Source organism: Pseudoxanthomonas sp. (assembly GCF_051953815.1).
Classification (GTDB): Bacteria; Pseudomonadota; Gammaproteobacteria; order Xanthomonadales; family Xanthomonadaceae; genus Pseudoxanthomonas_A.
The window spans coordinates 31,498-53,024 of the sequence record NZ_JBQCIJ010000029.1; the positions used below are offsets into that span (position 1 = coordinate 31,498).

At 67.9% G+C, this 21,527-nt stretch carries 19 protein-coding genes and 1 riboswitch; of the genes, 14 read left to right on the forward strand and 5 right to left on the reverse strand.

All coding sequences use genetic code 11. The annotated features are described in order from the left end of the window. The first annotated feature begins 268 nt into the window (after nt 1-268). Together ACTHN1_RS07590 and plsB are read left to right on the forward strand one after the other, a co-directional pair. The gene (locus tag ACTHN1_RS07590) at nt 269-1,204 is read left to right on the forward strand and encodes a hypothetical protein (RefSeq protein ID WP_440470349.1); all 936 of its coding nucleotides are present in this window, start codon (nt 269-271) and stop codon (nt 1,202-1,204) included. A 99-nt stretch (nt 1,205-1,303) separates the two neighbouring features. Continuing rightward, complete coding sequence (gene plsB, locus ACTHN1_RS07595) at nt 1,304-3,958, forward strand: glycerol-3-phosphate 1-O-acyltransferase PlsB (protein WP_440470350.1); 2,655 nt, start codon at nt 1,304-1,306, stop codon at nt 3,956-3,958. Between the two features lie 28 nt (nt 3,959-3,986). Here the strand turns inward: plsB and ACTHN1_RS07600 are convergent, their stop codons facing one another. Together ACTHN1_RS07600 and ACTHN1_RS07605 are read right to left on the reverse strand one after the other, a co-directional pair. Next, on the reverse strand, nt 3,987-4,676 hold the full coding sequence (locus tag ACTHN1_RS07600) for an N-acyl amino acid synthase FeeM domain-containing protein (RefSeq protein WP_440470351.1): 690 nt from the start codon (nt 4,674-4,676) through the stop codon (nt 3,987-3,989). 216 nt (nt 4,677-4,892) lie between these two features. Beyond that, nucleotides 4,893-5,102 (reverse strand): YdcH family protein, encoded by a 210-nt coding sequence (locus ACTHN1_RS07605; RefSeq protein ID WP_295382649.1) that lies wholly within the window; start codon nt 5,100-5,102, stop codon nt 4,893-4,895. Nucleotides 5,103-5,168: 66 nt separating this feature from the next. Here ACTHN1_RS07605 and ttcA point away from each other — a divergent pair, with 66 nt between their 5' ends. The 4 genes from ttcA (at nt 5,169) to ACTHN1_RS07625 (ending at nt 8,680) form a co-directional block, all read left to right on the forward strand. Beyond that, entirely contained in the window at nt 5,169-6,092 is a 924-nt protein-coding gene (gene ttcA / locus ACTHN1_RS07610; protein WP_440470352.1) for a tRNA 2-thiocytidine(32) synthetase TtcA, read from the forward strand. Between the two features lie 64 nt (nt 6,093-6,156). After that, complete coding sequence (locus ACTHN1_RS07615) at nt 6,157-7,062, forward strand: recombination-associated protein RdgC (protein WP_440470353.1); 906 nt, start codon at nt 6,157-6,159, stop codon at nt 7,060-7,062. A gap of 231 nt (nt 7,063-7,293) precedes the next feature. Continuing rightward, the gene (locus ACTHN1_RS07620; RefSeq protein WP_440470354.1) at nt 7,294-8,079 is read left to right on the forward strand and encodes a M48 family metallopeptidase; all 786 of its coding nucleotides are present in this window, start codon (nt 7,294-7,296) and stop codon (nt 8,077-8,079) included. Between the two features lie 85 nt (nt 8,080-8,164). Then, nucleotides 8,165-8,680, forward strand: a complete 516-nt coding sequence (locus ACTHN1_RS07625; protein WP_440470355.1) for a hypothetical protein — start codon at nt 8,165-8,167, stop codon at nt 8,678-8,680. An 87-nt stretch (nt 8,681-8,767) separates the two neighbouring features. Here the strand turns inward: ACTHN1_RS07625 and ACTHN1_RS07630 are convergent, their stop codons facing one another. Both ACTHN1_RS07630 and hemH read right to left on the reverse strand, forming a co-directional pair. After that, the gene (locus ACTHN1_RS07630; protein WP_440470356.1) at nt 8,768-9,625 is read right to left on the reverse strand and encodes an alpha/beta fold hydrolase; all 858 of its coding nucleotides are present in this window, start codon (nt 9,623-9,625) and stop codon (nt 8,768-8,770) included. Next, nucleotides 9,622-10,584: a ferrochelatase gene (gene hemH / locus ACTHN1_RS07635; RefSeq protein ID WP_440470357.1), complete on the reverse strand. Its 963-nt coding sequence runs from the start codon at nt 10,582-10,584 to the stop codon at nt 9,622-9,624. Before hemH ends, ACTHN1_RS07630 begins: the two co-directional genes overlap by 4 nt. Nucleotides 10,585-10,784: 200 nt before the next feature. Between hemH and ACTHN1_RS07640 the strand changes: the two genes are divergently transcribed. The 8 genes from ACTHN1_RS07640 (at nt 10,785) to ACTHN1_RS07675 (ending at nt 18,794) form a co-directional block, all read left to right on the forward strand. Then, the gene (locus tag ACTHN1_RS07640) at nt 10,785-11,654 is read left to right on the forward strand and encodes a lipid-binding SYLF domain-containing protein (RefSeq protein ID WP_440470365.1); all 870 of its coding nucleotides are present in this window, start codon (nt 10,785-10,787) and stop codon (nt 11,652-11,654) included. A 93-nt stretch (nt 11,655-11,747) separates the two neighbouring features. Further along, nucleotides 11,748-11,975: a Sec-independent protein translocase subunit TatA gene (gene tatA, locus ACTHN1_RS07645; RefSeq protein ID WP_440470358.1), complete on the forward strand. Its 228-nt coding sequence runs from the start codon at nt 11,748-11,750 to the stop codon at nt 11,973-11,975. A gap of 17 nt (nt 11,976-11,992) precedes the next feature. Next, on the forward strand, nt 11,993-12,397 hold the full coding sequence (gene tatB, locus ACTHN1_RS07650) for a Sec-independent protein translocase protein TatB (protein ID WP_440470359.1): 405 nt from the start codon (nt 11,993-11,995) through the stop codon (nt 12,395-12,397). Next, the gene (tatC, locus tag ACTHN1_RS07655) at nt 12,378-13,154 is read left to right on the forward strand and encodes a twin-arginine translocase subunit TatC (protein WP_440470360.1); all 777 of its coding nucleotides are present in this window, start codon (nt 12,378-12,380) and stop codon (nt 13,152-13,154) included. Before tatB ends, tatC begins: the two co-directional genes overlap by 20 nt. 130 nt (nt 13,155-13,284) lie before the next feature. After that, complete coding sequence (locus ACTHN1_RS07660) at nt 13,285-13,944, forward strand: hypothetical protein (RefSeq protein WP_440470361.1); 660 nt, start codon at nt 13,285-13,287, stop codon at nt 13,942-13,944. An 87-nt stretch (nt 13,945-14,031) separates the two neighbouring features. After that, nucleotides 14,032-14,237, forward strand: a riboswitch (cobalamin riboswitch). A 270-nt stretch (nt 14,238-14,507) separates the two neighbouring features. Continuing rightward, entirely contained in the window at nt 14,508-16,844 is a 2,337-nt protein-coding gene (locus ACTHN1_RS07665; RefSeq protein WP_440470366.1) for a ribonucleoside-diphosphate reductase subunit alpha, read from the forward strand. 349 nt (nt 16,845-17,193) lie between these two features. Further along, nucleotides 17,194-18,213, forward strand: a complete 1,020-nt coding sequence (locus ACTHN1_RS07670; protein WP_440470362.1) for a ribonucleotide-diphosphate reductase subunit beta — start codon at nt 17,194-17,196, stop codon at nt 18,211-18,213. Nucleotides 18,214-18,377: 164 nt separating this feature from the next. Continuing rightward, on the forward strand, nt 18,378-18,794 hold the full coding sequence (locus ACTHN1_RS07675) for an acyl-CoA thioesterase (RefSeq protein WP_440470363.1): 417 nt from the start codon (nt 18,378-18,380) through the stop codon (nt 18,792-18,794). Between the two features lie 68 nt (nt 18,795-18,862). On the opposite strand, the gene metE is transcribed toward ACTHN1_RS07675, so the two are convergent. Continuing rightward, complete coding sequence (gene metE / locus ACTHN1_RS07680) at nt 18,863-21,145, reverse strand: 5-methyltetrahydropteroyltriglutamate--homocysteine S-methyltransferase (protein WP_440470364.1); 2,283 nt, start codon at nt 21,143-21,145, stop codon at nt 18,863-18,865. Between the last annotated feature and the right edge of the window lie 382 nt (nt 21,146-21,527).

The window sequence follows — 21,527 nt, forward strand, 5'->3', positions numbered from 1 at the left end:
CTTCGGCCGGACATGTGCCACAACACATAGTCCTCCGGCTTCGGCCGGCTTCAGGAGGCGGGCGGTTCCCATCCGGAATCGCCGCCTCCTTTTTTATTTCGCCGGAAGCAAATCCCCCTCAGTCCCCCTTTTGCGAAGGGGGAGGTCTTGCAACCCTTTGCAAAAGGCGACGGGGGATTGCTCCCGGCGCGTAAAACAGGACCGGCGTCGCTTGCCCGGATCGCGCCCGACCGGCCAAGATGCGGCCCGACTTGGGGAAGTCCTGCCGATGCCTATCGCTCCGAACGCGCGCCGCGCCTTGCCTGTCCTGCTGCCGTTGCTGCTGCCGTTGCTGCTGGCGACGCTGCTGGTGGCCTGCAGGCGCGAGCCGGAAGAACTCGCCGGCGCCCGCAGTGAACCGGCTGCCGCCGTGCGTGAACTGGTGGACCACCTGCGCCGCGACGACGTGGTCGGCTTCGCCCGCGCGGCGGTTCCGCCGGCGGACTACGCGGCGCTGGAAACCGCCTGGCGCGAGGATCGCAGCCGCTGGCCGCTGACCGAACTGCCGCTCAGCCGGCAACTGGTGCCGATGCTGGCCGCGTTGTCGGCGCCGGGTTCGGAACAGGCGCTGATGCGCGACTTCAACCGCCAGTTCGCCCGCCAGGACCGGGACGTGCGTCAGGCCGCCCGCTCGCTGGGCCTGTTCGGCGTGCAGTACCTGAAGAAGGAAGGCGACTACACCCCGACCCAGCGGCTCCACTACACCCAGGTGGTGCAGACCTTCAGCGAATGGGCCCAGGACGCGCCGCTGGCGGATCCGGCGCTGGCGCGCAATACCATCAACCGGATGGCCGCCGCCGCCCGCCAGGCCGGACTGGCCAGCGAGGCGGACCTGCGCGAGGCCGGCATGGACGGCAGCCTGCGCCGGCTGGCGCCGGTGTTCATCGAGATCAAGGCGAGTTTCGCCCGCTACGGCCTGCCGCTGGACACCACCCTGGCCGACCTGCGCACCGGCCTGGTCGAACAGAAGGGCGACCGCGCCACGGTGCGGATCCACTATCCGCTGGGCAACCGCGAGATCGACAGCCAGGTCAGCCTGGAGCGCCGCGACGGCCGCTGGTACCTGAGCGACTACCTGCGCGCGGCCGAGGCGACCCGGTCACCGCCGCCCGGCGACCCGGCGCCGGAAGCGACGGTGCCTCCGCCGGAGCCCCAAGGCCACTGAGACGGTCTTTCCGGGCCCGGAAGCGCTTCCTTGCAGGCCTGAACCCACGGGTCCCGCAGGGGGTCCGCGCTTTCCAGCCGGACAGGCCCGTGGGCCATAATGCCGCCGATGCCAGAACAGAACCCCCTGCCGTTCCCGGAAGCCCCCACCCCGACGCCGCCGGACAAGAAGCCGGAAGCGCCGCGCGAGCCGGCGTCCGAATCCGCTCCCTCCACCCGCGCCCCGGTGCCGGCGGCGCCCGCGCGTGCCTCGCGGCGTCCGCTGTGGGCGCGCCTGCTGGGCAAGCTGGCCGACCCCTGGCTGGCCCTGCGCATCGAGCCGGAGTCGCCGCGGGAAGTCGTGGACGGTCGCCCGGTCTGCTACGTGCTGGAGGACTACGGCCTGTCCAACGCGCTGATCCTGGATCGCGCCTGCCGTGACGCCGGCCTGCCCTCGCCGCTGGAACCGCTGCCGGTGGGCGGCGACCCGCTCGGCCGCAAGCGCGCCTACGTGGCGCTGTCCCGGCGCAACGCCAGCACCCTGATTCCCGACCAGATCAGCGCCAAGACCCATTCCGGCTCGCTGGCCAAGCTGCTCCAGGCCCACCGCGCCAATCCCGAACTCGACGTCCAGCTGGTGCCGGTCTCGATCTTCGTCGGCCGCGCGCCGGATAAGCAGAGCGGCTGGTTCTCGGTGCTGTTCTCGGAAAACTGGGCCATCGTCGGCCGCTTCCGCCGGCTACTGGCGATCCTGCTCAACGGCCGCGGCACCATCGTCCGCTTCGCCCCGCCGGTATCACTGCGCGACACCGTGGCCGAAGGGCTGGACCCGGAACGCACGGTGCGCAAGCTCTCGCGCGTGCTGCGCACGCACTTCCACCGCATCCGCGAAGCGATCATCGGACCGGATCTGTCGACCCGCCGCCTGCTGGTGGACCAGGTGCTGGCCGCCGAACCGGTGCGCGAGGCGATCGCCGAACAGGCCAAGCGCGACAAGAGCAAGCCCGAGGACGCCTGGAAGAAGGCGCATGCCTACGCCTGGGAAATCGCCGCAGACTATTCCAATCCGGTGGTGCGCTCGGCCAGCTTCCTGCTCTCGCACGTCTGGAACCAGATCTACGACGGCGTGCTGGTCCATCACCTGGACAAATTCAAGGAGGCCGCGCCGGGCCACGAAGTGGTCTACGTGCCCTGCCACCGCAGCCACATGGACTACCTGCTGCTGTCGTACCTGCTGTACGAACGCGGCATCGTGCCGCCGCACATCGCCGCCGGCATCAACCTCAACCTGCCGGTGGTCGGCACCATCCTGCGCAAGGGTGGCGCGTTCTTCATGCGCCGCAGTTTCCGCGGCAATCCGCTGTACTCGGCGGTGTTCACCGAATACGTGGCGCAGCTGGTGTCCGGCGGCTATTCGCTGGAGTACTTCATCGAAGGCGGGCGCTCGCGCACCGGCCGGCTGCTGCCGCCCAAGGGCGGCATGATCTCGATGACCGTGCGCGCTTTCCTGCGCCAGCCGCGCAAGCCGGTGCTGTTCCAGCCGGTCTACATCGGCTACGAGAAGCTGCTGGAGGGCAACAGCTACCTGGACGAACTGAGCGGCCGGCCCAAGGAGAAGGAATCCATCTGGGTGCTGCTGTGGAACATCCCCAAGGTGCTCAAGCAGAACTACGGCCAGGTGGTGGTGAACTTCGGCGAGCCGATTCCGCTGGGCGAAGTGCTGGCCGAGCACGCGCCCGAATGGGACGGCAAGCCGGTGTCCGAGGACGACAAGCCGGCCTGGCTGTCCGACACCATCGACACCCTGGCCCAGCGCATCCACGTCAACATCAACCGCGCCGCCGACGTGAACCCGATCAACCTGCTGGCGCTGGCGCTGCTGTCCACGCCCAAGCACGCGATGGGCGAAGTGGATCTGATCGCGCAGATCGAGCTGTCCAAATCGATGCTGGCGGATCTGCCGTATTCGGACCGGGTCACGGTCACCCCGCATTCGCCCGAGCGGATCATCGCCCACGGCGAGGAAATCGGCGTGCTCAAGCGCATCAAGCACCCGCTGGGCGACGTCATCAGCTTCGACAGCGACGACACCGCGGTGCTGATGAGCTACTACCGCAACAACGTGCTACACCTGTTCACCGCGTCGTCGTGGATCGCGTGCTGCTTCCAGAACAACCGGCGCATGAGCCGCGCGGGCGTGCTGCGCCTGGGGCGTGGACTGTATCCGTTCCTGCAGGAGGAACTGTTCCTGCCGTGGAGCGAGGACGAGTTCGTCGAGCGCATGGATCGCACCGTCGACGTGTTCATCCGCGAGGGCCTGCTGCAGCAGGTCAATGAGGAAGACGGCGGCATCCTGGCGCGCAGCGCCGGCCAGACCGACGAGGTGTTCCGCCTGCGCGCCATCGGCCACTCGCTGCAGCAGGCGTTCGAGCGTTATTACATCGCCATTTCGGTGCTGGTGAAGAACGGCCCCGGCAAGCTCGGCGCGGCCGAACTGGAGAGCCTGTGCCAGCAGGCCGCGCAGCGGCTGAGCCTGCTGTACGCGCCGGCCGCGCCGGAATTCTTCGACAAGACGCTGTTCCGCGGCTTCATCCGCAAGCTGCGCGAGATCAAGCTGGTGTGGCCGGACGAGAACAGCAAGCTGGTGTTCGACGAGCGCCTGGATGCGTGGGCCAAGGACGCCAAGGTGATCCTGGGCCGCGAACTGCGCCACACGATCGAGCGCGTCAGCCCGGAAGCCGCGGCGCCGGCGGAGCCCGTCGCGCCGGTGGAGTGAGCCGCGCGCCCCGGTCGCCGGGCGTCGGTCAGTTGAGATGCCCGAAGCTGCGGGTCAGCCACGCCTTGGCGGCGGCGCCCGCGACCGGGTCTTCCACCAGATCGCGCAGCGGCGAGCCGCATTCGCCCAGGTGCGCGGCATCGTCGATCACCAGCGCCATCCGCAGCAGTTCCGCGCCGCCGGCCAGGATGACCGGTGGCAGGTATTCGCGGAAACCGTAGTGTTCGAACGCATCGATCAGGAACGGTTCGCACGCCACCAGCCAGAAACGGACGCCGTTGTCCTGGGCCCAGCGGTAGGTGCCTTCCATCAGCCGATCCACCACCCGCTTGGCGCGCTGATCCGCCTGCACCGCGAAGCGGGTGCCGACCGCCACGCTCTGCGGCGGCCAGGCGCGGGCGAACCGATCGACCTGGAACAGGCTGCCGTATTCGACCTGCACGGCCGGCGAGCCGAAATCATGCAGGCGCAGGGTCGCCACCGCTTGCGGGCCGACCTCGACCACCACCGTGGTGCCGCATCCGTCCAGGCCGTCGGCGATGCGTTTGCCGCGCCCGTCCGGCCGGCCCCGTTCCAGGAAATACACCTCGCGCCGCAGCCGCTGGACATCGCCCAGCGCTTCGCCGGGCGCGATCCGGCGCACCCGCAGCGGGCCCGTGGCCACGCCCGGCTCGCGCGGCGGGGCCAGACCCGCGATGGCTTCGTTTTCCTGGTTCATGCGGCTCCTGGCCACGCCCTGCTCGCCCGAAATGGGCACCTGTTCACAGAAATGAAGCAAGCATCGGGCCAACTCCGGCCAAGTCCCGGGATTGCCTGAAGACGGGGCCTCCGAGGGGTCATCCGCCGCCAAGGGACCGCCATCGGGCGGCCGGGCGGGTGACGCGACGCGTCAGCTTCGGGCGGGATCGGACGCGGGCGGAGCGCCCGGGACGGGTCAGGCCGGTTCGTCGGGGATCAGCGCGCTTTCCAGCCGGGCGATGCAGTCCTTCAACCAGAGCTTGCGCTTCTTCATGCGCTTGATGGCGACTTCGTCGGTTTCCGGATCGCTGGCCACCCATTGCGCGATCGCCTCGTCCAGCTCGCGATGCTCGCGCCGGAGTTCGGCGATGCGCTGGGCGATGTCGGCGGGGTTCTGGGTATCCACGCGTCGAGCGTACACCGGCCGGGGTTTCGTCGTCATCGCGGTGCGGCCGGTACAATGGCCGTTCGCATGAACGTCATCCAGCCCCTGCCCCAGGTCCTCGCCGATCCCACGCCGCGCGCATCGGATCCCCGTCGCCACGCCCGCGAACAGGGCAAGCTCGCCAAGCGCCTGCGCCGCCAGGTCGGCCAGGCCATCGCCGACTACGGGATGATCGAGGAAGGCGACCGGATCATGGTGTGCCTGTCCGGTGGCAAGGACAGCTACACGATGCTGGACATCCTGCTGCAGTTGCAGAAGAAGGCGCCGGTCAACTTCGAGCTGGTGGCGGTGAACCTGGACCAGAAGCAGCCGGGTTTCCCCGAGCACATCCTGCCGGACTACCTCGCGTCGATCGGGGTGCCGTACCGGATCCTGGAGCAGGACACCTATTCGGTGGTGTCGCGGGTGGTGCCGGAAGGCAAGACCATGTGTTCGCTGTGCTCGCGCCTGCGCCGCGGCGCGCTGTACTCCCATGCCGAGGAGCAGGGTTTCACCAAGATCGCGCTGGGCCACCACCGCGACGATCTGGTGGCGACCTTCTTCCTCAACCTGTTCTTCCACGCCAAGCTGTCCGGCATGCCGCCCAAGCTGCGCTCCGACGACGGCAAGCACGTGGTGATCCGGCCGCTGGCCTACGTGCGCGAATCGGACATCGAGGCCTACGCCGAAGCCAGGGCGTTCCCGATCATCCCCTGCAACCTGTGCGGCAGCCAGGAGAACCTGCAGCGCAAGCAGGTCAAGAAGATGATGGACGCCTGGGAACGCGAATCGCCCGGCCGCATCGAAACCATCTCGCGCGCGCTGGGCGACATCCGGCCCTCGCAGCTGAGCGATCCGAAACTGTTCGACTTCCTCTCCCTCGGCCACCGCGACGGCGCGCAGCAAGCCGACGCGCATGCATGGCTGGCGGGGGAAGCGCGGGATTCGGGATTGGAGAGTGGGGATTCGTAGCACCGTCCCCATCTCTTTCCCCTGACCGAACTCCCATTCCCGAATCCCCACTCCCGGCCCCTGAATGTTCTTCCGCAACCTGACGCTGTTCCGTTTCAATCCCTCGCTCGATTTCTCCCAGCTCGACGAACTGCTTCCCGAGGCGCGGCTCAAGCCGGTCGGCCCGCTGGAGCTGTCCTCGCGCGGCTTCATCTCGCCGTTCGGACGGGGCGAGGAAGCGCTGTCGCATCGCATCCAGGATTCGATCTGGCTGAGCGTCGGCGGCGAGGACAAGATCCTGCCCGGCGCGGTGGTCAACGACCTGCTGGCGCGCAAGCTGGAGGAAATCGAGGAGAAGGAAGGCCGCAAGCCGAGCGGACGCACCCGCAAGCGGCTGAAGGACGACCTGCTGATGGAGCTGCTGCCGCGCGCCTTCGTCAAGCCCTCGCGCACCGACGCGCTGCTGGATCTGGAGCATGGCTTCGTCGCCGTGGACAGTTCCTCGCGCAAGAGCGGCGAGAACGTGGTGTCCGAGATCCGCCGCGCGATGGGCAGCTTCCCGGCCCTGCCGCTCAACGCGGAAATCGCGCCGCGCGCGATCATGACTGGCTGGATCGCCGGCGAACCGCTGCCCGAAGGCCTGAGCCTGGGCGAGGAATGCGAACTCAAGGACGCGATGGAAGGCGGCGCGGTGGTCAAGTGCCAGCACCAGGAACTGCAGAGCGATGAAATCGCCAAGCACCTGGAAGCCGGCAAGCAGGTCACCCGGCTGGCCCTGACCCTGGACGATCACGTCTCCTTCGTTCTCGGCGAGGACCTGATCATCCGCAAGCTGAAGTTCCTCGATGGCGCGGTCGATCAGCTGGAGAACACCGAGCGCGAGGATCTGCGCGCCGAACTGGACGCCCGCTTCGCGCTGATGGCCGGCGAGGTGAAGCGCCTGTTCACCGTGCTGGAAGGCGCGCTGAAGCTGAGCAAGGCCGAAGACTGATTCGGGATGAGCGGCCATGTGGCCGTTGAGAGCCGGGAATCGGGAATCGCAGGAGCCCTGCTTTTGCCTCCCCCTTGACCCGCCATCCGCTTCGCGGGTGCCCGCCCTCTTTTTCAAAAGGGAGCTTCACTGGACTTTCCAGGGTGAAGCGTCGGTGCATTGCGCTTGCCCGATCCTCCCTCGTTGCGTCCGGACACCCGGCAACCGGGCATTCCGTGCGATGCTTTCGCCATGCTTCCCCGGTTGCAACGCCTGATCGCCAAGACGCCCCGCGGCGTCGAGCGCGATGTCGTTCCCCTGTTGCTGGATGACGGACGCCGCATCGAGGTACAGCGGGTCCGCGACCCGCGCGCGCGCCGGCTCAAGCTGAGCGTGGACGAGCGCGGCGCGCGGCTGACCCTGCCGATGCGCGCCAGTCTTGTTTCGGGCGAGCGTTTCCTGCACGAGCACCGCGCCTGGCTGCAGGCGCAGCTGGCCCGCCAGCTCGGCGCGGAGGCATTGCCGACCCTGGAGCCCTTCGTCACCGCGACCCTGCCCCTGCGCGGACACGACGTGCCGGTGGACTGGGAGGAAGGCCGCTACGCGGCCATCCAGCATGACGGTGGACGCATCCGCGTCCGCATGCCCACCCGGCTCGGCGACGCCGGCCTGCGCCGGCATCTGCGCGCCTTTTACGAGACCGAGGCGCGCGCGGACATCAATCGCTGGCTGCCCCGCTACCTGGCGGCATTGCCGCGCACTCCGTCGCCGATCCGGCTGAAGATGATGTCCTCGCTGTGGGGCTCGCTGAGTCCGGATGGCGCGATGACCCTGGATCTGTCGCTGATCATCGCCCGGCCGTCGGCGTTCGAGTACGTCCTGGTCCATGAACTCTGCCATCTCATCCACGCCAACCATTCGCGCGCGTTCTGGCGCGAGGTGCAGACGCGGTTCCCGGCCTGGCGCGACGAGCGCGCCTATTTCCATGAACATGGACGCCGACTCAAGGCCAGCCTGCGCGCGCTGCTGGCCGGATGAGTTTTCCGCTATCGTTCCTGTCGGTAACGGCCGGCCCGGTCCGGGTGCCGTGGTCCTTATCGGACACCTACAAGGAGAAACGGGAATGCGTGGAATGCTGTTGTTGTGCTGCATGGCGCTGGCCCTGGCGGGCTGCAAGAAGTCGGCCGAGGAAAGCCTGGCCGAAGCGGCGCTGGAAAAAGCGACCGGCCACAAGGTCGACGTCGACAAGGATGGCGAGTCGATCACCATCAAGACCGACGAAGGCGAAATGAAGATCCACAGTGGCGACAGCGCCACCTTGCCGGTCAATTTCCCCAAGGACGTCTATCTGCCGACCGGTTACGCGGTCGAAAGCGTGATGGAAGTGAACAAGACCCAGCTGGTCGCGCTCAAGGCCCCGGGCGAAGTCGCCAAGCTGTACGCCGATGCGCGCACGGCGATGGAGAAGCAGGGCTGGAAGCAGACGATGGCGATGCAGGGCAGCGCCAACGAGGGCCTGCTGGCCTATGAAAAGGACGGCCGCAAGGCGACCGTTTCGTTCAATGGCGAAGGTGCGGGCGAACCGGTCTCGATCGGCCTGCAGGTGATGGAAGCGGAAGCCGAAACCGCCGCGCAGTAGTCATCGCCATGCCTGTCCTGCCTACGTCAGGCGACGTTCGGCGGGACGGAGCGCAACCGGAAGCGGCCCGCGGGCCGCTTCCGGTTTTCAGCCGCCGGGCGCGCTGAGGAAATCGCCGATCGCCCGCGCCACCCCGGCCGGATCTTCCATGTGCAGATGGTGGGTGCCGGCCATCACGATCAGTTCGCCGTGCGGCAACAGGCCCGCGCGCTGGCTGCGCAGCGGTTCGGGGAAATACGGCTGCGCGGGTTCGGCGAAGATCACCCGGGTCGGGCACCGGATGTCCGCGACCAGCGCGGCGATCTGCGCCTCGTCCAGCCGCTGCGGCGTGGGCAGGGTCAGGCGCTGATCGCTGCTCCAGACATGGCCGCCCTCCACCGCCCGGATGCCGCGTTCGACCAGCAGGCGCGCGTTGGCCTCGCTCAGCTGGTTGGCCTGCATGCGGGCCCGGATCGGCGTGGCGATGTCGGTGAACACGCGCAACCGCTTGCCCGGCAGCGCGCGTGCGGCGGCGATGGCCTCCTGCCAGCGCGCGGCGGTGCGATCCACGGTTTCCGACAAACCGCCCAGCGCCTCGATCGCGACCAGGCAGCGCACCCGCCGCGGCGAGGATGCGGCCAACAGGCTGGCGATGCCCGCGCCCATCGAATGCCCCAGCAGGCAGAACTCGTCCCAGCCCAGCGCATCGGCCAGGTCCAGCACCGCGTTGACCGCCACGCCGCTGGTGTATTCGGCGCCCGGCCCGATGTGCACGCTGTGGCCGTGCCCGGGCAGATCCGGCACCACCAGCTCTATCCCGGAAAGGTGTCCGGACAGCGGCAGGAAACTGGCCGCATTGTCCAGCCAGCCGTGCAGCGCCAGCACCCGCGACCCGCCCGGCTCGCCGCCGCGCAGCCCGCCGATGCGGCCCATCGCGATGTCGGCGGAGAATTCCTCCAGCTTCATGCCGGTTCCCCGGCCACCTGGCGCGCCAGCGCCGCCAACGCGTCGGCGTGGGCCGGCGTGGCATTGAGACAGGGGATGTAGCGCAGCTCGCCGCCCTGGCCGGCGAACCGCTGGACGAAGCCGATGCCCACTTCCTCCAGGGTTTCCAGGCAGTCCACCGCGAAACCGGGGCAGACCACGTCGACCTTGCGCAGACCGCGCGCGGCCATCGCGTCGAGGGTGGCGTCGGTGGCCGGTTCCAGCCAGCGTTCCTTGCCGAAACGGGACTGGTAGGTCAGGGTCCATTCGTCCTCGCCCAATCCCAGCGCCGCGGCGATCGCGCGACTGCTGGCCTCGCAGCGGCGCGGGTAGGGATCGCCATCGCGGGCCAGCCGCTGCGGCAGGCCATGGAACGAGAACAGCAGATGCTCGCCGGCGCCGTTGCGCGCACGCCAGTCGCGGATCGAATCCGCCACCGCGCGCACCCAGCCGGCGTCGACCGAATAGTCGTCGATCACGGTGACGTCGAAACCGCGGGCTTCGCGCGCCAGCACGTCCTTCACCGACTCGGTGGTGGTGGTCGAGTATTGCGGGTAGAGCGGCAGCACGATCAGTCGGCGGATGCCCGCCCGGCGCAGCTCGCGCAGCCGCTCCGGCAGCGCCGGCCGGCCGTAGCGCATGGCGTCGACCACCCGCCAGCGCGGCAGGCGCTGCTGCAGCGCCTCGGCCAGACGGCGGGTATGCACCGCCAGCGGCGAGCCTTCCGGCAGCCAGATCTGCGCGTACTTGTGGGCCGCGCGCGGACCGCGCAGCGGCAGGATCAGGCCGTACAGCAACGGCAGCCAGATCCAGCGGCTGAGCTGGACCACGCGGGGATCCTGCAGGAACTCGCCCAGATAGCGCCGGACGGCGGGTGCCGTGGGCGCCTCGGGCGTGCCTAGATTGACCGCGATCAGCGCGGTATCGGGTGCGTCGGGCATCCGCGTATTGTGGCAGAGCGCACTCTCGCGAGCCGCTTCTCCCATCAATGACTTTCTTCGGTCGGATCGATGGACGGCGACCGAAGCCCGGAATCCTCAGCGCCGATTCATTCGACTGCACCTATTTTCAAGCAGTTGCAGTAAATTTCTGCGAATCCACCTTCGGAGCGCCCATGAAACGCCGCCATTCCCGCCTGCTCATGCTGCCGGCAGCGACCCTGCTGGCCACCGCCCTGTTCGCCGGCCAGGCCCTCGCCGGTCCCAAGGAAGACGAGCGCGCCACCAACGCGGTGCGGGTGCTGGACGAAATCCGCCGGATCCCCGAGGAAGGCATTCCCGACAAGCTGCTGGACGAAGGCCGCGCCATCGTGGTCATCCCCGACACCCTCAAGGCCGGACTGGTGTTCGGCGGTCGTCGCGGCCATGGCCTGATGTCGGTCAAGAACCCGGACGGCACCTGGTCGCAGCCGGTGTTCGTCAAGCTGACCGGCGGCAGCATCGGCTTCCAGGCCGGCGTGCAGTCCTCGGACATCGTCCTGGTGTTCCGCAACGACCGCAATCTGGACAACATCGTCAACGGCAAGATCACCCTGGGCGCCGATGCCGGCGTGGCCGCCGGTCCGGTGGGCCGCAACGCCGCCGCCGCCACCGACGGCCAACTGAAGGCCGAGATCTGGTCGTGGTCGCGCGCCCGCGGCCTGTTCGCCGGCGTGGCGCTGGACGGCGCCGTGTTGCAGATCGATGACGATGCCAACACCGCCGTCTATGGCGGCGGCAGCACGCCGCGCGCCATCTTCGAAGGCCGCGCCGGTCATCCTTCCGGCGCCGTGGTCGGTTTCCGCGATCAGCTGGAGGAAGTGACGGCCGCGGCCCGTGCCGCGCGCGGCGGCAAATCCGCACCCGTCGCGGCCGCTGCGGTGACGTCGGCGCCCGCGTCCGCCAGCCCGGCCGCGCCGGTCGCCGAAACCGCACCGCTGGGCCAGGCGCCGGCCGCGGCTCCGGCCCAGTCCGGTTTCCAGCCGGTCGCCGAAGGCGAAATCCGCACTGAACCGCTCAACGGTACGCCCTGAAAGGGCGAAAACGTCAGCGCGCGCCCGGGATCTCCGGGCGTGCCTGCGCTATGCTGATCGCCTGAATTTCATTACTCAACGCACGAGAAGACCATGGGCGGTTTCAGCATCTGGCATTGGATCATCGTTCTGGTGGTCGTTCTGCTGATCTTCGGCACCAAGCGCCTGCGCAACGTCGGCCAGGATCTGGGCGAGGCGGTGAAGGGCTTCAAGAAGGGCATGCAGGACGAGGACAAGCCGGTCGAACGGCTTGACGATCAGTCGCAGTCGCGCAACAGCGAGTCCAGCACGTCCAAGGATCGCGACAACTCGCAGCCGTAAGCGCGGTCCCTGCCGCCATGTTCGACATCGGTTTCCCCGAACTGGTGGTCATCGCCATCGTGGCGTTGATCGTCCTCGGCCCCGAGCGCCTGCCCAAGGTCGCGCGTTTCGCCGGCCTGTGGGTACGCCGCGCGCGCGCGCAGTGGCACTCGGTGAAGGACGAGCTGGAGCGCGAACTGGCCGCCGACGAACTCAAACGCAGCCTGCGCGACACCCAGGAAGCGCTGCGCGAAACCGAACGCAGGGTCCGCGAGAGCGCGGCCGAGACCGAACGCGAGTTCGACGATCTGCGCGCCTCGGTGGAAAACCCGGCGGCACCGCCTTCGCCGCCGCAAGATCAAGATCCGGAATCCGCGCCACCCGCGGGTGAAGAAGACGCCCCCCTGTCCCACGGCAGCAGCGATGAACCACGACGCACCTGAGGACCAGGCCGAAAGCAGCCTGATGGGCCATCTGCTGGAACTGCGCACGCGGCTGATGCGGGCGCTGCTGGGCGTGGTGATCGTGCTGGTGGCGCTGCTGCCGTTCGTGAAGACGCTGTACAGCCGGCTGGCGCTGCCGATGCTGAGCCAGTTGCCGGACAACCAGGCCGCGCAGATGATCGCCAACGATCCGACCTCCGGCTTCTTCGCGCCGATCAAGCTGGCGTTCTTCGCCGCCATGTTCCTGACCGCGCCCTGGCTGCTGTACCAGGCGTGGGGATTCGTCGCCCCCGGCCTGTACCGTCACGAGAAACGGCTGGCGATGCCGCTGCTGGTCTCGTCGATCGCGTTGTTCTACGCCGGCTGCGCGTTTGCCTACTTCCTGGTGCTGCCCGGCGTGTTCCATGCGCTGATGATGTTCACCCCGGACATCGTCACCATCGCGCCGGATCCCGGCAAGTACCTCGACTTCGTGCTGGTGATCTTCCTGGCCTTCGGCGTGAGTTTCGAGTTGCCGGTGGCGCTGGTGATCCTGGCCCTGCTGGGCTGGGTCACGCCGCAGCAGCTGCGCCAGGGCCGCGGCTACGCGGTCGTCGGCATCTTCATCGTCGCCGCGGTCATCACGCCGCCGGACGTGGTCTCGCAGCTGATGCTGGCGATTCCGATGTGCCTGCTGTACGAAGCCGGCATCATCGCCGCGCAGTGGGTCGCGCCGAAACCCGATCGCGATGATTCGCGCACGCCGCGCGACGCGTGATCGCGCGAACCTGAATTCCTCTCCACATCGCTTAAGGCGGGCGCCGGATCCATTCACGGTAGGCCGCTGCGCAGGTTCATCCTGGCTTTGCCAGACTCGACCGCGCTGACGTGAACGAGAAGGAAGATCGATGAAGCAACGTCTGGGCACGCTCTGCCTGCTGGGCCTGCTGACCGCATGCCAGCCGGAACATCCGGTGGAAACCGCGCATGCCACGCCTGCTCCGCCGATGGCGCCGCCACCGGTCTCCGATGCGCAGGCATCGCGCATCGCCCTGCAGGCGCAGTTCGTCGACGAGGCGATGGGCGTGGCGATCCTGCCGTTGCCGGGCTTCACCCTGCGCCGCGATTTCCGCCGCGACTACCTGGCCACCGACGACTGGAAAGCCTTCGCCCGGCCCGACAGCCGCGGCAAGGCGCTGGCCGCGCTGGTCCTGGAGGGCTCCGACGATGTCACCGCGGCGGAATTGCGACTGGGCATCAGCGACGATCCCGACGCGGTGGCGAACTGCCTGGAAGTGTCCGACTCGGCGCTGCCGTCGCCGCGCGACGAGATCCGCATCGACGGCCAGCCGTTCCGGCATTTCCGCGCCAGCGACGCCGCGATGAGCCATTACCTGACCGTCGACGCCTATCGCGCGGTGCGCCAGCAACGCTGCTACGCCATCGATCTGCTGATCGTCGGCACCCGGCCCGAGGTCTACGACCCGCCGCGCACGCCCCCTTTCGACACCGCCACCGCGCAGGCGCGGTTGCGCGAGGCGCTGGACGCCATCCGCTTCGTGAAGTAGCAGCACGTGGAACGCCCGCCGTTGCGAGGGGCTGCGTTCCACACCGCCTCCATCACCATATTTGGTGTTGACGCTCCAATGTGCCCCCACTATCTTGTGGCCGTCGGTTCTTCCGGTCGCACGCCGGGAGATGAAAAGGGAAGCCGGTCGAATGCCGGCGCTGCCCCGCAGCGGTAGGTGGAAACGAACCCGTCATTGGCACTGAGGCGCCTGCCTTGGGAAGCGACGGGCTAGGAGGAAGCTCGGCTTCCGCGTCCACGAGTCCGAAGACCTGCCGACAGCCGCGCGTTGCACACCGCGCGGTGCCGGCCGCGGAATCTCCGGGGGGAGATGGCTGGTGAAGCAGGCCCGTCATCCGTCCCCACGGTCGCGGTCCCTGCGACGCCGCTTCCCCACCCTGATGCTCCATCCGGCCTTCCGCTGCCTGCGAGGGACAGGCCGCCGCGTGCATCACGCATGGAGGAAGCCCCGTGACCCCGACCGATACCGCCGTCGCCGACGCCGGCACCACGCCGTCCCAGAAGGACGCGTTCCTGTTGACCCCGCCGCCCACCGCCACCGCGATGAGCGTGACCAAGCGCAATGGCGGCCGCGAGCCGGTGGATCTGAACAAGATCGTCCGCGCGGTCCAGCGCAGCTGCGAGGGCCTGCACGCCATCGACCCGATGCGCGTGGCCACCCGCACCATCTCCGGCCTGTACGACGGCGCCAGCACGCGCGAACTGGACGAACTGTCCATCCGCACCGCCGCGCTGCTGACCGCCGAGGAGCCCGAATACAGCCGGCTGGCCGCGCGCCTGCTGGCCAGCTACATCGCCAAGGAAGTGACCGGGCAGGAAATCCACGCGTTCTCGCAGTCGGTGACGCGCGGGCACGAAGTCGGCCTGATCAACGACCGCCTGCTGAACTTCGTGCAGACCAACGCGCGCAAGCTCAACGACGCGCTGGACGCTTCGCTGGATCTGCACTTCGACTACTTCGGCCTGCGCACGCTGTACGACCGCTACCTGCTGCGCCACCCCCACACCCGCAAGGTCATCGAGACCCCGCAGCAGTTCTTCCTGCGCATCGCCTGCGCGCTCAGCGAGGACGTGTCCGAGGCATTGGCGCTGTACCGGCGCATGGGCAACCTGGACTACCTGCCCAGCTCGCCGACCCTGTTCAACGCCGGCACCACCCACGAACAGCTGTCCTCGTGCTTCCTGCTGGACTCGCCGCAGGATTCGCTGGAATCGATCTACCAGAAGTACGGCGACATCGCCCAACTGTCCAAGTTCAGCGGCGGCATCGGCGTCAGCTATACGCGGGTGCGTTCGCGCGGCTCGCTGATCAAGTCGACCAATGGCCATTCCAACGGCATCGTGCCGTGGCTGAAGACGCTGGATTCCTCGGTCGCGGCGGTCAACCAGGGCGGCAAGCGCAAGGGCGCGGCCTGCGTGTACCTGGAGACCTGGCATGCCGATGTCGAGGATTTCCTGGAACTGCGCGACAACACCGGCGACGAATCGCGCCGCACCCACAACCTCAATCTGGCCAACTGGGTGCCGGATCTGTTCATGAAACGGGTGGAGGCGGATCAGGAATGGTCGCTGTTCGATCCGCGGGTGGTGCCGGAACTGACCGATCTCTACGGCGAGGCGTTCGAGCAGGCCTACCTGCAGGCCGAAACCCAGGGCAAGGCGGCCAAGGCGGTGCCGGCGCGCAAGCTGTACGCGCGGATGATGCGCACGCTGGCCGAGACCGGCAACGGCTGGATGACCTTCAAGGACAAGTGCAACCGCGCCAGCAACCAGACCCTGCGCGCGAACAACGTCATCCACCTGTCCAACCTGTGCACCGAGATCCTGGAGATCACCTCCGCCGAGGAAACCGCGGTGTGCAACCTGGGCTCGATCAACCTGGCGCGCCATTTCGACGAATACGGCGACTTCGATTTCGAGCGCCTGGCCGAGACCGTGCGGCTGGCGGTGCGCCAGCTGGACCGCGTGATCGACCTGAACTTCTACCCGATCGAATCGGCGCGTCGCGGCAACCTGCGCTGGCGTCCGGTCGGCCTGGGCTGCATGGGCCTGCAGGACGTGTTCTTCCGCAAGCGGCTGGCGTTCGACAGCGCCGAGGCCCGCGCGCTGTCGCAGAAGATCGCCGAGACCATCTATTTCCATGCGTTGGAGACCTCGTGCGAACTTGCCGAGGAACGCGGCCGCCATCCGTCCTTCGCCGATACCCGCGCGGCCGGCGGCGAGCTGCAGTTCGACGCCTGGAACGTCGCGCCGCAGGACATGGCGCGCTGGGACGCGCTGCGCGGGCGCATCCGCGAGCACGGCCTGCGCAACTCGCTGCTGATCGCCATCGCCCCGACCGCGACCATCGCCTCGATCGCCGGCTGCTACGAGTGCGTGGAGCCGCAGATCTCCAACCTGTTCAAGCGTGAGACCCTGTCCGGCGACTTCCTGCAGGTCAATCGTTACCTGGTGACCGAACTGAAACAGCTGGGCCTGTGGACGCCGGAGATGCGCGACGCCATCAAGCTGGCCGAAGGATCGATCCAGGGCATCGCGCAGATCCCGGAACCGCTGCGGCAGATCTATCGCACGGCCTGGGAACTGCCGATGCGTTCGCTGATCGACATGGCCGCCGAGCGCGGCGCCTTCATCGATCAGTCGGCCTCGCTCAACCTGTTCATGGAAAGCCCGAACATCGGCGCGCTGTCGTCCATGTACATGTACGCCTGGAAGCAGGGCATCAAGACCACCTACTACCTGCGCTCGCGCCCGGCCACCCGCATCGCCAAGACCACGGTGAGCAGCGCCGGCAGCGAAGCGCCGAAGCCGGCCTACACGGCGGTGGAGGCGGTGTCCTGCTCGCTGGAGAATCCGGAAGCCTGCGAGGCCTGCCAGTAGCCCTCTCCCCTGCCGGTGCTGCCGACGGACCACGGAAGAGGACGTTCCTGCGCACGGATGCGCCACTCCCATTGAACCGCCCCACCCCCGCTTGCGGGGGAAGGGCTGGGGTGCGGGAAAGCCGAAGTCATTGGCGGCGAATGGATGCAGAGCAGGCCGAAGACCTTTTTTTGCATCCCGCTTTATCGCAATCGAACGTCGTCACTCCGCTCACCCCCATCCCGGCCTTGCCCCGCAGGCGAGGGAAGGGGGCAAGAACAAAAGCGAATGGATGTCCCGATCCGTTCGTCCCCATCCCGGCCTTCCCCCGCGAACGGGGGAAGGAGCAAACCAACAGGAACAACGCACCATGTCCGCCCACCCCCGCCAGATGCTGCTCGACCCCGGCTTCGAATTGACCCTGCGTCCGATGCGCTATCCGCAGTTCTACGAGATGTACCGCGACGCCATCAAGAACACCTGGACGGTGGAGGAGATCAACTTCCAGATCGACATCAGCGATCTGCACGACAAGATGAACCCGGCCGATCGCCACCTGATCCACCGGCTGGTCGCCTTCTTCGCCACCGGCGACTCGATCGTGTCCAACAACCTCGTGCTCAATCTCTACCAGCATCTCAACGCGCCGGAAGCACGCATGTACCTGTCGCGCCAGTTGTACGAGGAAGCGCTGCACGTGCAGTTCTATCTGACCCTGCTGGACAACTACCTGCCGGATCCGGCCGAGCGCGCCAAGGCGTTCGCGGCGGTGGAAAACATCCCGTCGATCCGCAAGAAGGCCGAGTTCTGCTTCAAGTGGATCGACTCGCTCCAGGACCTGCGCCGGATCGAGACGCGCGACCAGCGCCGGCAGTTCCTGCTCAACCAGATCTGCTTCGCCGCCTGCATCGAGGGCCTGTTCTTCTTCGCCGCCTTCGCCTACGTGTACTACTTCCGTTCGCGCGGGCTGTTGCCGGGACTGGCCTCGGGCACCAACTGGGTGTTCCGCGACGAGAGCTGCCACATGGAGTTCGCATTCGAATCGGTGCGCACGGTGCGCGAGGAGGAACCGGATCTGTTCGACGACCGCATGCGCCAGCAGGTCTACGACATGCTGGCCGAGGCCATCGAGTGCGAAGTGCAGTTCGCCGAGGACGTGCTGTCCGGCGGCGTGGCCGGGATTTCCACCCGCGACATGCGCCAGTACCTGCAGCATTGCGCCGACCAGCATTTCGTCAAGCTGGGCATGGAGAAGAAGTACAACGTGCGCAACCCGCTGCCGTTCATGGAACTGCAGGACGTGCAGGAACTGACCAACTTCTTCGAGCGTCGCGTTTCGGCCTACCAGGTCGGCGTGCAGGGCGAGGTCGGTTTCGACCACGCGTTCTGATCGCATCCCTGCAAATCCCTCGTGGGAGCGACGCCGGTCGCGGTGTTCTTCGGCCCGGCCGGAAGTTCTCGCGACTGGCGTCGCTCCCTCGGGGGTTCATTCCGGCATTCCCCGACTGCGCTAGGATGCCGGTCGGGAGGCGCTGGCCACACGGAGCAACCCGCATGTCCGAACATCCCTCGCACGAACCGCGCCCGACCGAGGCGCGCCTGCTGCACATGGTCTTCCCCGACCACACCAACCACCTGGGCACGCTGTTCGGCGGCCAGGCGCTGGCATGGATGGACATGTCCGCCTTCATCGCCGCTTCGCGCTACGCGCGCACCACCGTGGTCACCGCGCGCTCGGAGCAGGTGGATTTCAACCAGCCGATCCACAAGGGCGATCTGGTCGAGGTCATCGCGCGCATCGTCAAGGTCGGCCGCAGCTCGATGAATGTCGACGTCGAGGTCATCACCGAGGACCTGCTGAGCGGCGAGCGCAAGCTGTGCACGCGCGGGCACTTCGTGATGATCGCGCTGGATCCGCTGGGCCGGCCGACCCAGGCTCCGCCGCTGCCGCCGCCGGTGGTGCAGGACTGATTCCCGCCCACCGACGGCGCGGACCTCGGCCCTCCCCTGGATGGACAGGGAGGCGCCGGTTTGCCGCCTCAGGCCCCGGCCCGCATCATGCGTGCCGCCGCCACCATCTCCTCGAGCGCGGCGCGGGTCTCCGGCCAACCCCGGGTTTTCAGCCCGCAATCGGGATTGACCCAGATCTGCTCCGGCGCCAGCACTTCCCGCGCCTTGCCCAGCAGCGCGCGCATCTCGGCGCGGTCCGGCACACGCGGCGAATGGATGTCGTAGACGCCGGGACCGATCTGGTTGGGATAGCGGAACTTCACGAAGGCCTCCAGCAGTTCCATCCGCGAGCGCGAGGTCTCTATCGAGATCACGTCGGCGTCCATGGCGGCGACCGCCTCGATGATGTCGTTGAATTCCGAGTAGCACATGTGGGTGTGGATCTGGGTTTCGTCGGCCGCCACCCCGGCCGTGATGCGGAAGCACTCCACCGCCCAGTCCAGATAGCGCTGCCATTCGGCCTTGCGCAGAGGCAGGCCTTCCCGCAACGCCGGTTCGTCGATCTGGATCACGCCGATGCCGGCGGCTTCCAGGTCGCGGACCTCGTCGCGCAGGGCCAGCGCAATCTGGCGACAGGTCTGCGCCCGAGGCTGGTCGTCGCGGACGAACGACCATTGCAGCACCGTCACCGGGCCGGTCAGCATGCCCTTCATCGGCCGGGACGTGAGCGATTGCGCATGCCGTGACCAGCGCACCGTCATCGGCGCCGGACGCGCCACGTCGCCGAAGATGATCGGCGGCTTCACGCAGCGCGAGCCATAGCTCTGCACCCAGCCGTTGCGGGTGAAGGCAAAACCGTCGAGACGCTCGCCGAAGTACTCGACCATGTCGTTGCGCTCGAACTCGCCGTGCACCAGCACATCGATGCCGATCTCCTCCTGCAGGCGGACGCAGCGCGCGACCTCGGTGGCGAGAAAAGCATCGTAATCGCGGTCGGCGAGCCTGCCGGCGCGATTCAGCGCGCGGGCCTGCCGGACTTCATGCGTCTGCGGGAAGGAGCCGATCGTGGTGGTCGGATAGGGCGGCAGACGCAGGCCCGCATCCTGGCGGCGGCGGCGCACCGGGTACGGTGATGACCGGGCGGCCGTGGCCGGATCCAGGCCGGCGATCCGCGAGGCCACCTCGGGCCGGTGCACGCGCGTGGAGCGCCGGCGCGCTTCGTGGCGCTCGCGCGCCGCGGCCAGCGCGGCTTCGACTTCCGGCCCATTGCCAGCAAGCGCATCGGCGAGCAAGCGCAGTTCTTCCAGCTTCTGCCGCGCGAAGGCCAACCAGTTCCGCAGTTCCGGATCCAGGCCGGTTTCGCCTTGCGCGTCCACCGGGACGTGCAGCAGGGAACACGAGGGCGCCAGCCACAGACGCTCCGCGCCGACATGGCCCTGCGCGTAGCGCGCCAGAACCAGCGCGTTGTCCAGGTTGGCGCGCCAGATGTTCCGGCCATCGATCACCCCCAGCGACAGCGCCCGTCCCTGCGGCAACGCCTTCAGTACCGCATCGAGCTGATCCAGCCCGCGCACCAGGTCCACGTGCAGGCCCTCGACCGGCAATGTCGCCACCCACGGCAGGTTGTCGCCCAGGTCGCCGAAATAGGTGGTCAGCAGCAGTTTCGGGCGCGCCGCTTCGGCCAGGGCGGCATAGGCATCCCGATAGGCTTGTCGCAGCTCGGGGTCCGCATCCAGCACCAGGCAAGGCTCATCGATCTGTACCCATTCGGCACCGGCGGCGGCGAGCCGCGACAGCAATTCGGAATAGACCGGCAGGAGGCGGTCGAGCAGCGCCAACGGATTGCTGCCGTCGGTGGTCTTGGACAGGCGCAGGAAACTCACCGGACCCAACAGCACGGGCCTTGCCTGGAAGCCTGCCGCGCGCGCCTCGTTGAATTCGGCCAGCGGCTTGTCGCCGCGCAGGCGGAAGGCCTGATCGCGATGGAGTTCGGGCACCAGATAGTGGTAGTTGGTGTCGAACCACTTGGTCATTTCCAGCGCGCGCAGATCGACGCCGTCCCGCTGGCATCCGCGCGCCAGCGCGAAGTAAGCCTCCAGCGCGTCCGCGTCGGCGAGTTCCCGGTACGGTGCCGGAATGGCGTCGAACAGGAACGCGGTGTCGAGCACGTGGTCGTACAACGAGAAGTCGTTGCATGGCACCACGTCGACGCCCGCGTCGGCCTGCAATCGCCAGTGGCGGTGACGGAGGCTGCGCGCGGTGGCCTGCAGCTCCGCACCGGTGATGTCCCCGCGCCAACAGGCTTCCAGCGCGCGCTTGAGCTCCCGCCGCGCGCCGATGCGCGGGAAGCCGAGATTGCCAACAATGGTCATGATGCAAGTCCTCATTCGTTATCGGATGAGGAACGAAGGACCGCGCCCTTTCGCACCGTTGCGATGGTTCGATGGAACGCCAGCGACCTTCGCCCCCTCGGGCGAACCGGAATCACCAGGACAGGCACGGGCAGGCGCGTGGGCGCGATGCGGCCACGGCATACCGGCGACCTCCCCTCGGAAGTTCCAGGTCAGGCGGAAGACGTCGGGTCTTCCGGCCGAGGCAGGTCTTCGGGCTCATGGACGTGGGGCGGGGTTCAAATTTGGCGGGTGGCGTTAGGTGTGATCGGGGAGGACGTCCATTATCCCGTAGTACTGCCTCGGCCGGAAGACCCGACGTCTTACGCCTGACATTGAACTTCCGAGGGGAGGTCGCCGGTAT

What these genes read in the sequence shown, in the direction of transcription:
- ACTHN1_RS07590 (WP_440470349.1), top strand. Translation starts at nt 269, where the DNA reads ATGCCTATCGCTCCGAACGCGCGCCGCGCCTTGCCTGTCCTGCTGCCG.
- plsB (WP_440470350.1), top strand. Translation starts at nt 1,304, where the DNA reads ATGCCGCCGATGCCAGAACAGAACCCCCTGCCGTTCCCGGAAGCCCCC.
- ACTHN1_RS07600 (WP_440470351.1), bottom strand. Translation starts at nt 4,676, where the DNA reads ATGAACCAGGAAAACGAAGCCATCGCGGGTCTGGCCCCGCCGCGCGAG.
- ttcA (WP_440470352.1), top strand. Translation starts at nt 5,169, where the DNA reads ATGAACGTCATCCAGCCCCTGCCCCAGGTCCTCGCCGATCCCACGCCG.
- ACTHN1_RS07615 (WP_440470353.1), top strand. Translation starts at nt 6,157, where the DNA reads ATGTTCTTCCGCAACCTGACGCTGTTCCGTTTCAATCCCTCGCTCGAT.
- ACTHN1_RS07620 (WP_440470354.1), top strand. Translation starts at nt 7,294, where the DNA reads ATGCTTCCCCGGTTGCAACGCCTGATCGCCAAGACGCCCCGCGGCGTC.
- ACTHN1_RS07625 (WP_440470355.1), top strand. Translation starts at nt 8,165, where the DNA reads ATGCGTGGAATGCTGTTGTTGTGCTGCATGGCGCTGGCCCTGGCGGGC.
- ACTHN1_RS07630 (WP_440470356.1), bottom strand. Translation starts at nt 9,625, where the DNA reads ATGAAGCTGGAGGAATTCTCCGCCGACATCGCGATGGGCCGCATCGGC.
- hemH (WP_440470357.1), bottom strand. Translation starts at nt 10,584, where the DNA reads ATGCCCGACGCACCCGATACCGCGCTGATCGCGGTCAATCTAGGCACG.
- ACTHN1_RS07640 (WP_440470365.1), top strand. Translation starts at nt 10,785, where the DNA reads ATGCTGCCGGCAGCGACCCTGCTGGCCACCGCCCTGTTCGCCGGCCAG.
- tatA (WP_440470358.1), top strand. Translation starts at nt 11,748, where the DNA reads ATGGGCGGTTTCAGCATCTGGCATTGGATCATCGTTCTGGTGGTCGTT.
- tatB (WP_440470359.1), top strand. Translation starts at nt 11,993, where the DNA reads ATGTTCGACATCGGTTTCCCCGAACTGGTGGTCATCGCCATCGTGGCG.
- tatC (WP_440470360.1), top strand. Translation starts at nt 12,378, where the DNA reads ATGAACCACGACGCACCTGAGGACCAGGCCGAAAGCAGCCTGATGGGC.
- ACTHN1_RS07660 (WP_440470361.1), top strand. Translation starts at nt 13,285, where the DNA reads ATGAAGCAACGTCTGGGCACGCTCTGCCTGCTGGGCCTGCTGACCGCA.
- ACTHN1_RS07665 (WP_440470366.1), top strand. Translation starts at nt 14,508, where the DNA reads ATGAGCGTGACCAAGCGCAATGGCGGCCGCGAGCCGGTGGATCTGAAC.
- ACTHN1_RS07670 (WP_440470362.1), top strand. Translation starts at nt 17,194, where the DNA reads ATGTCCGCCCACCCCCGCCAGATGCTGCTCGACCCCGGCTTCGAATTG.
- ACTHN1_RS07675 (WP_440470363.1), top strand. Translation starts at nt 18,378, where the DNA reads ATGTCCGAACATCCCTCGCACGAACCGCGCCCGACCGAGGCGCGCCTG.
- metE (WP_440470364.1), bottom strand. Translation starts at nt 21,145, where the DNA reads ATGACCATTGTTGGCAATCTCGGCTTCCCGCGCATCGGCGCGCGGCGG.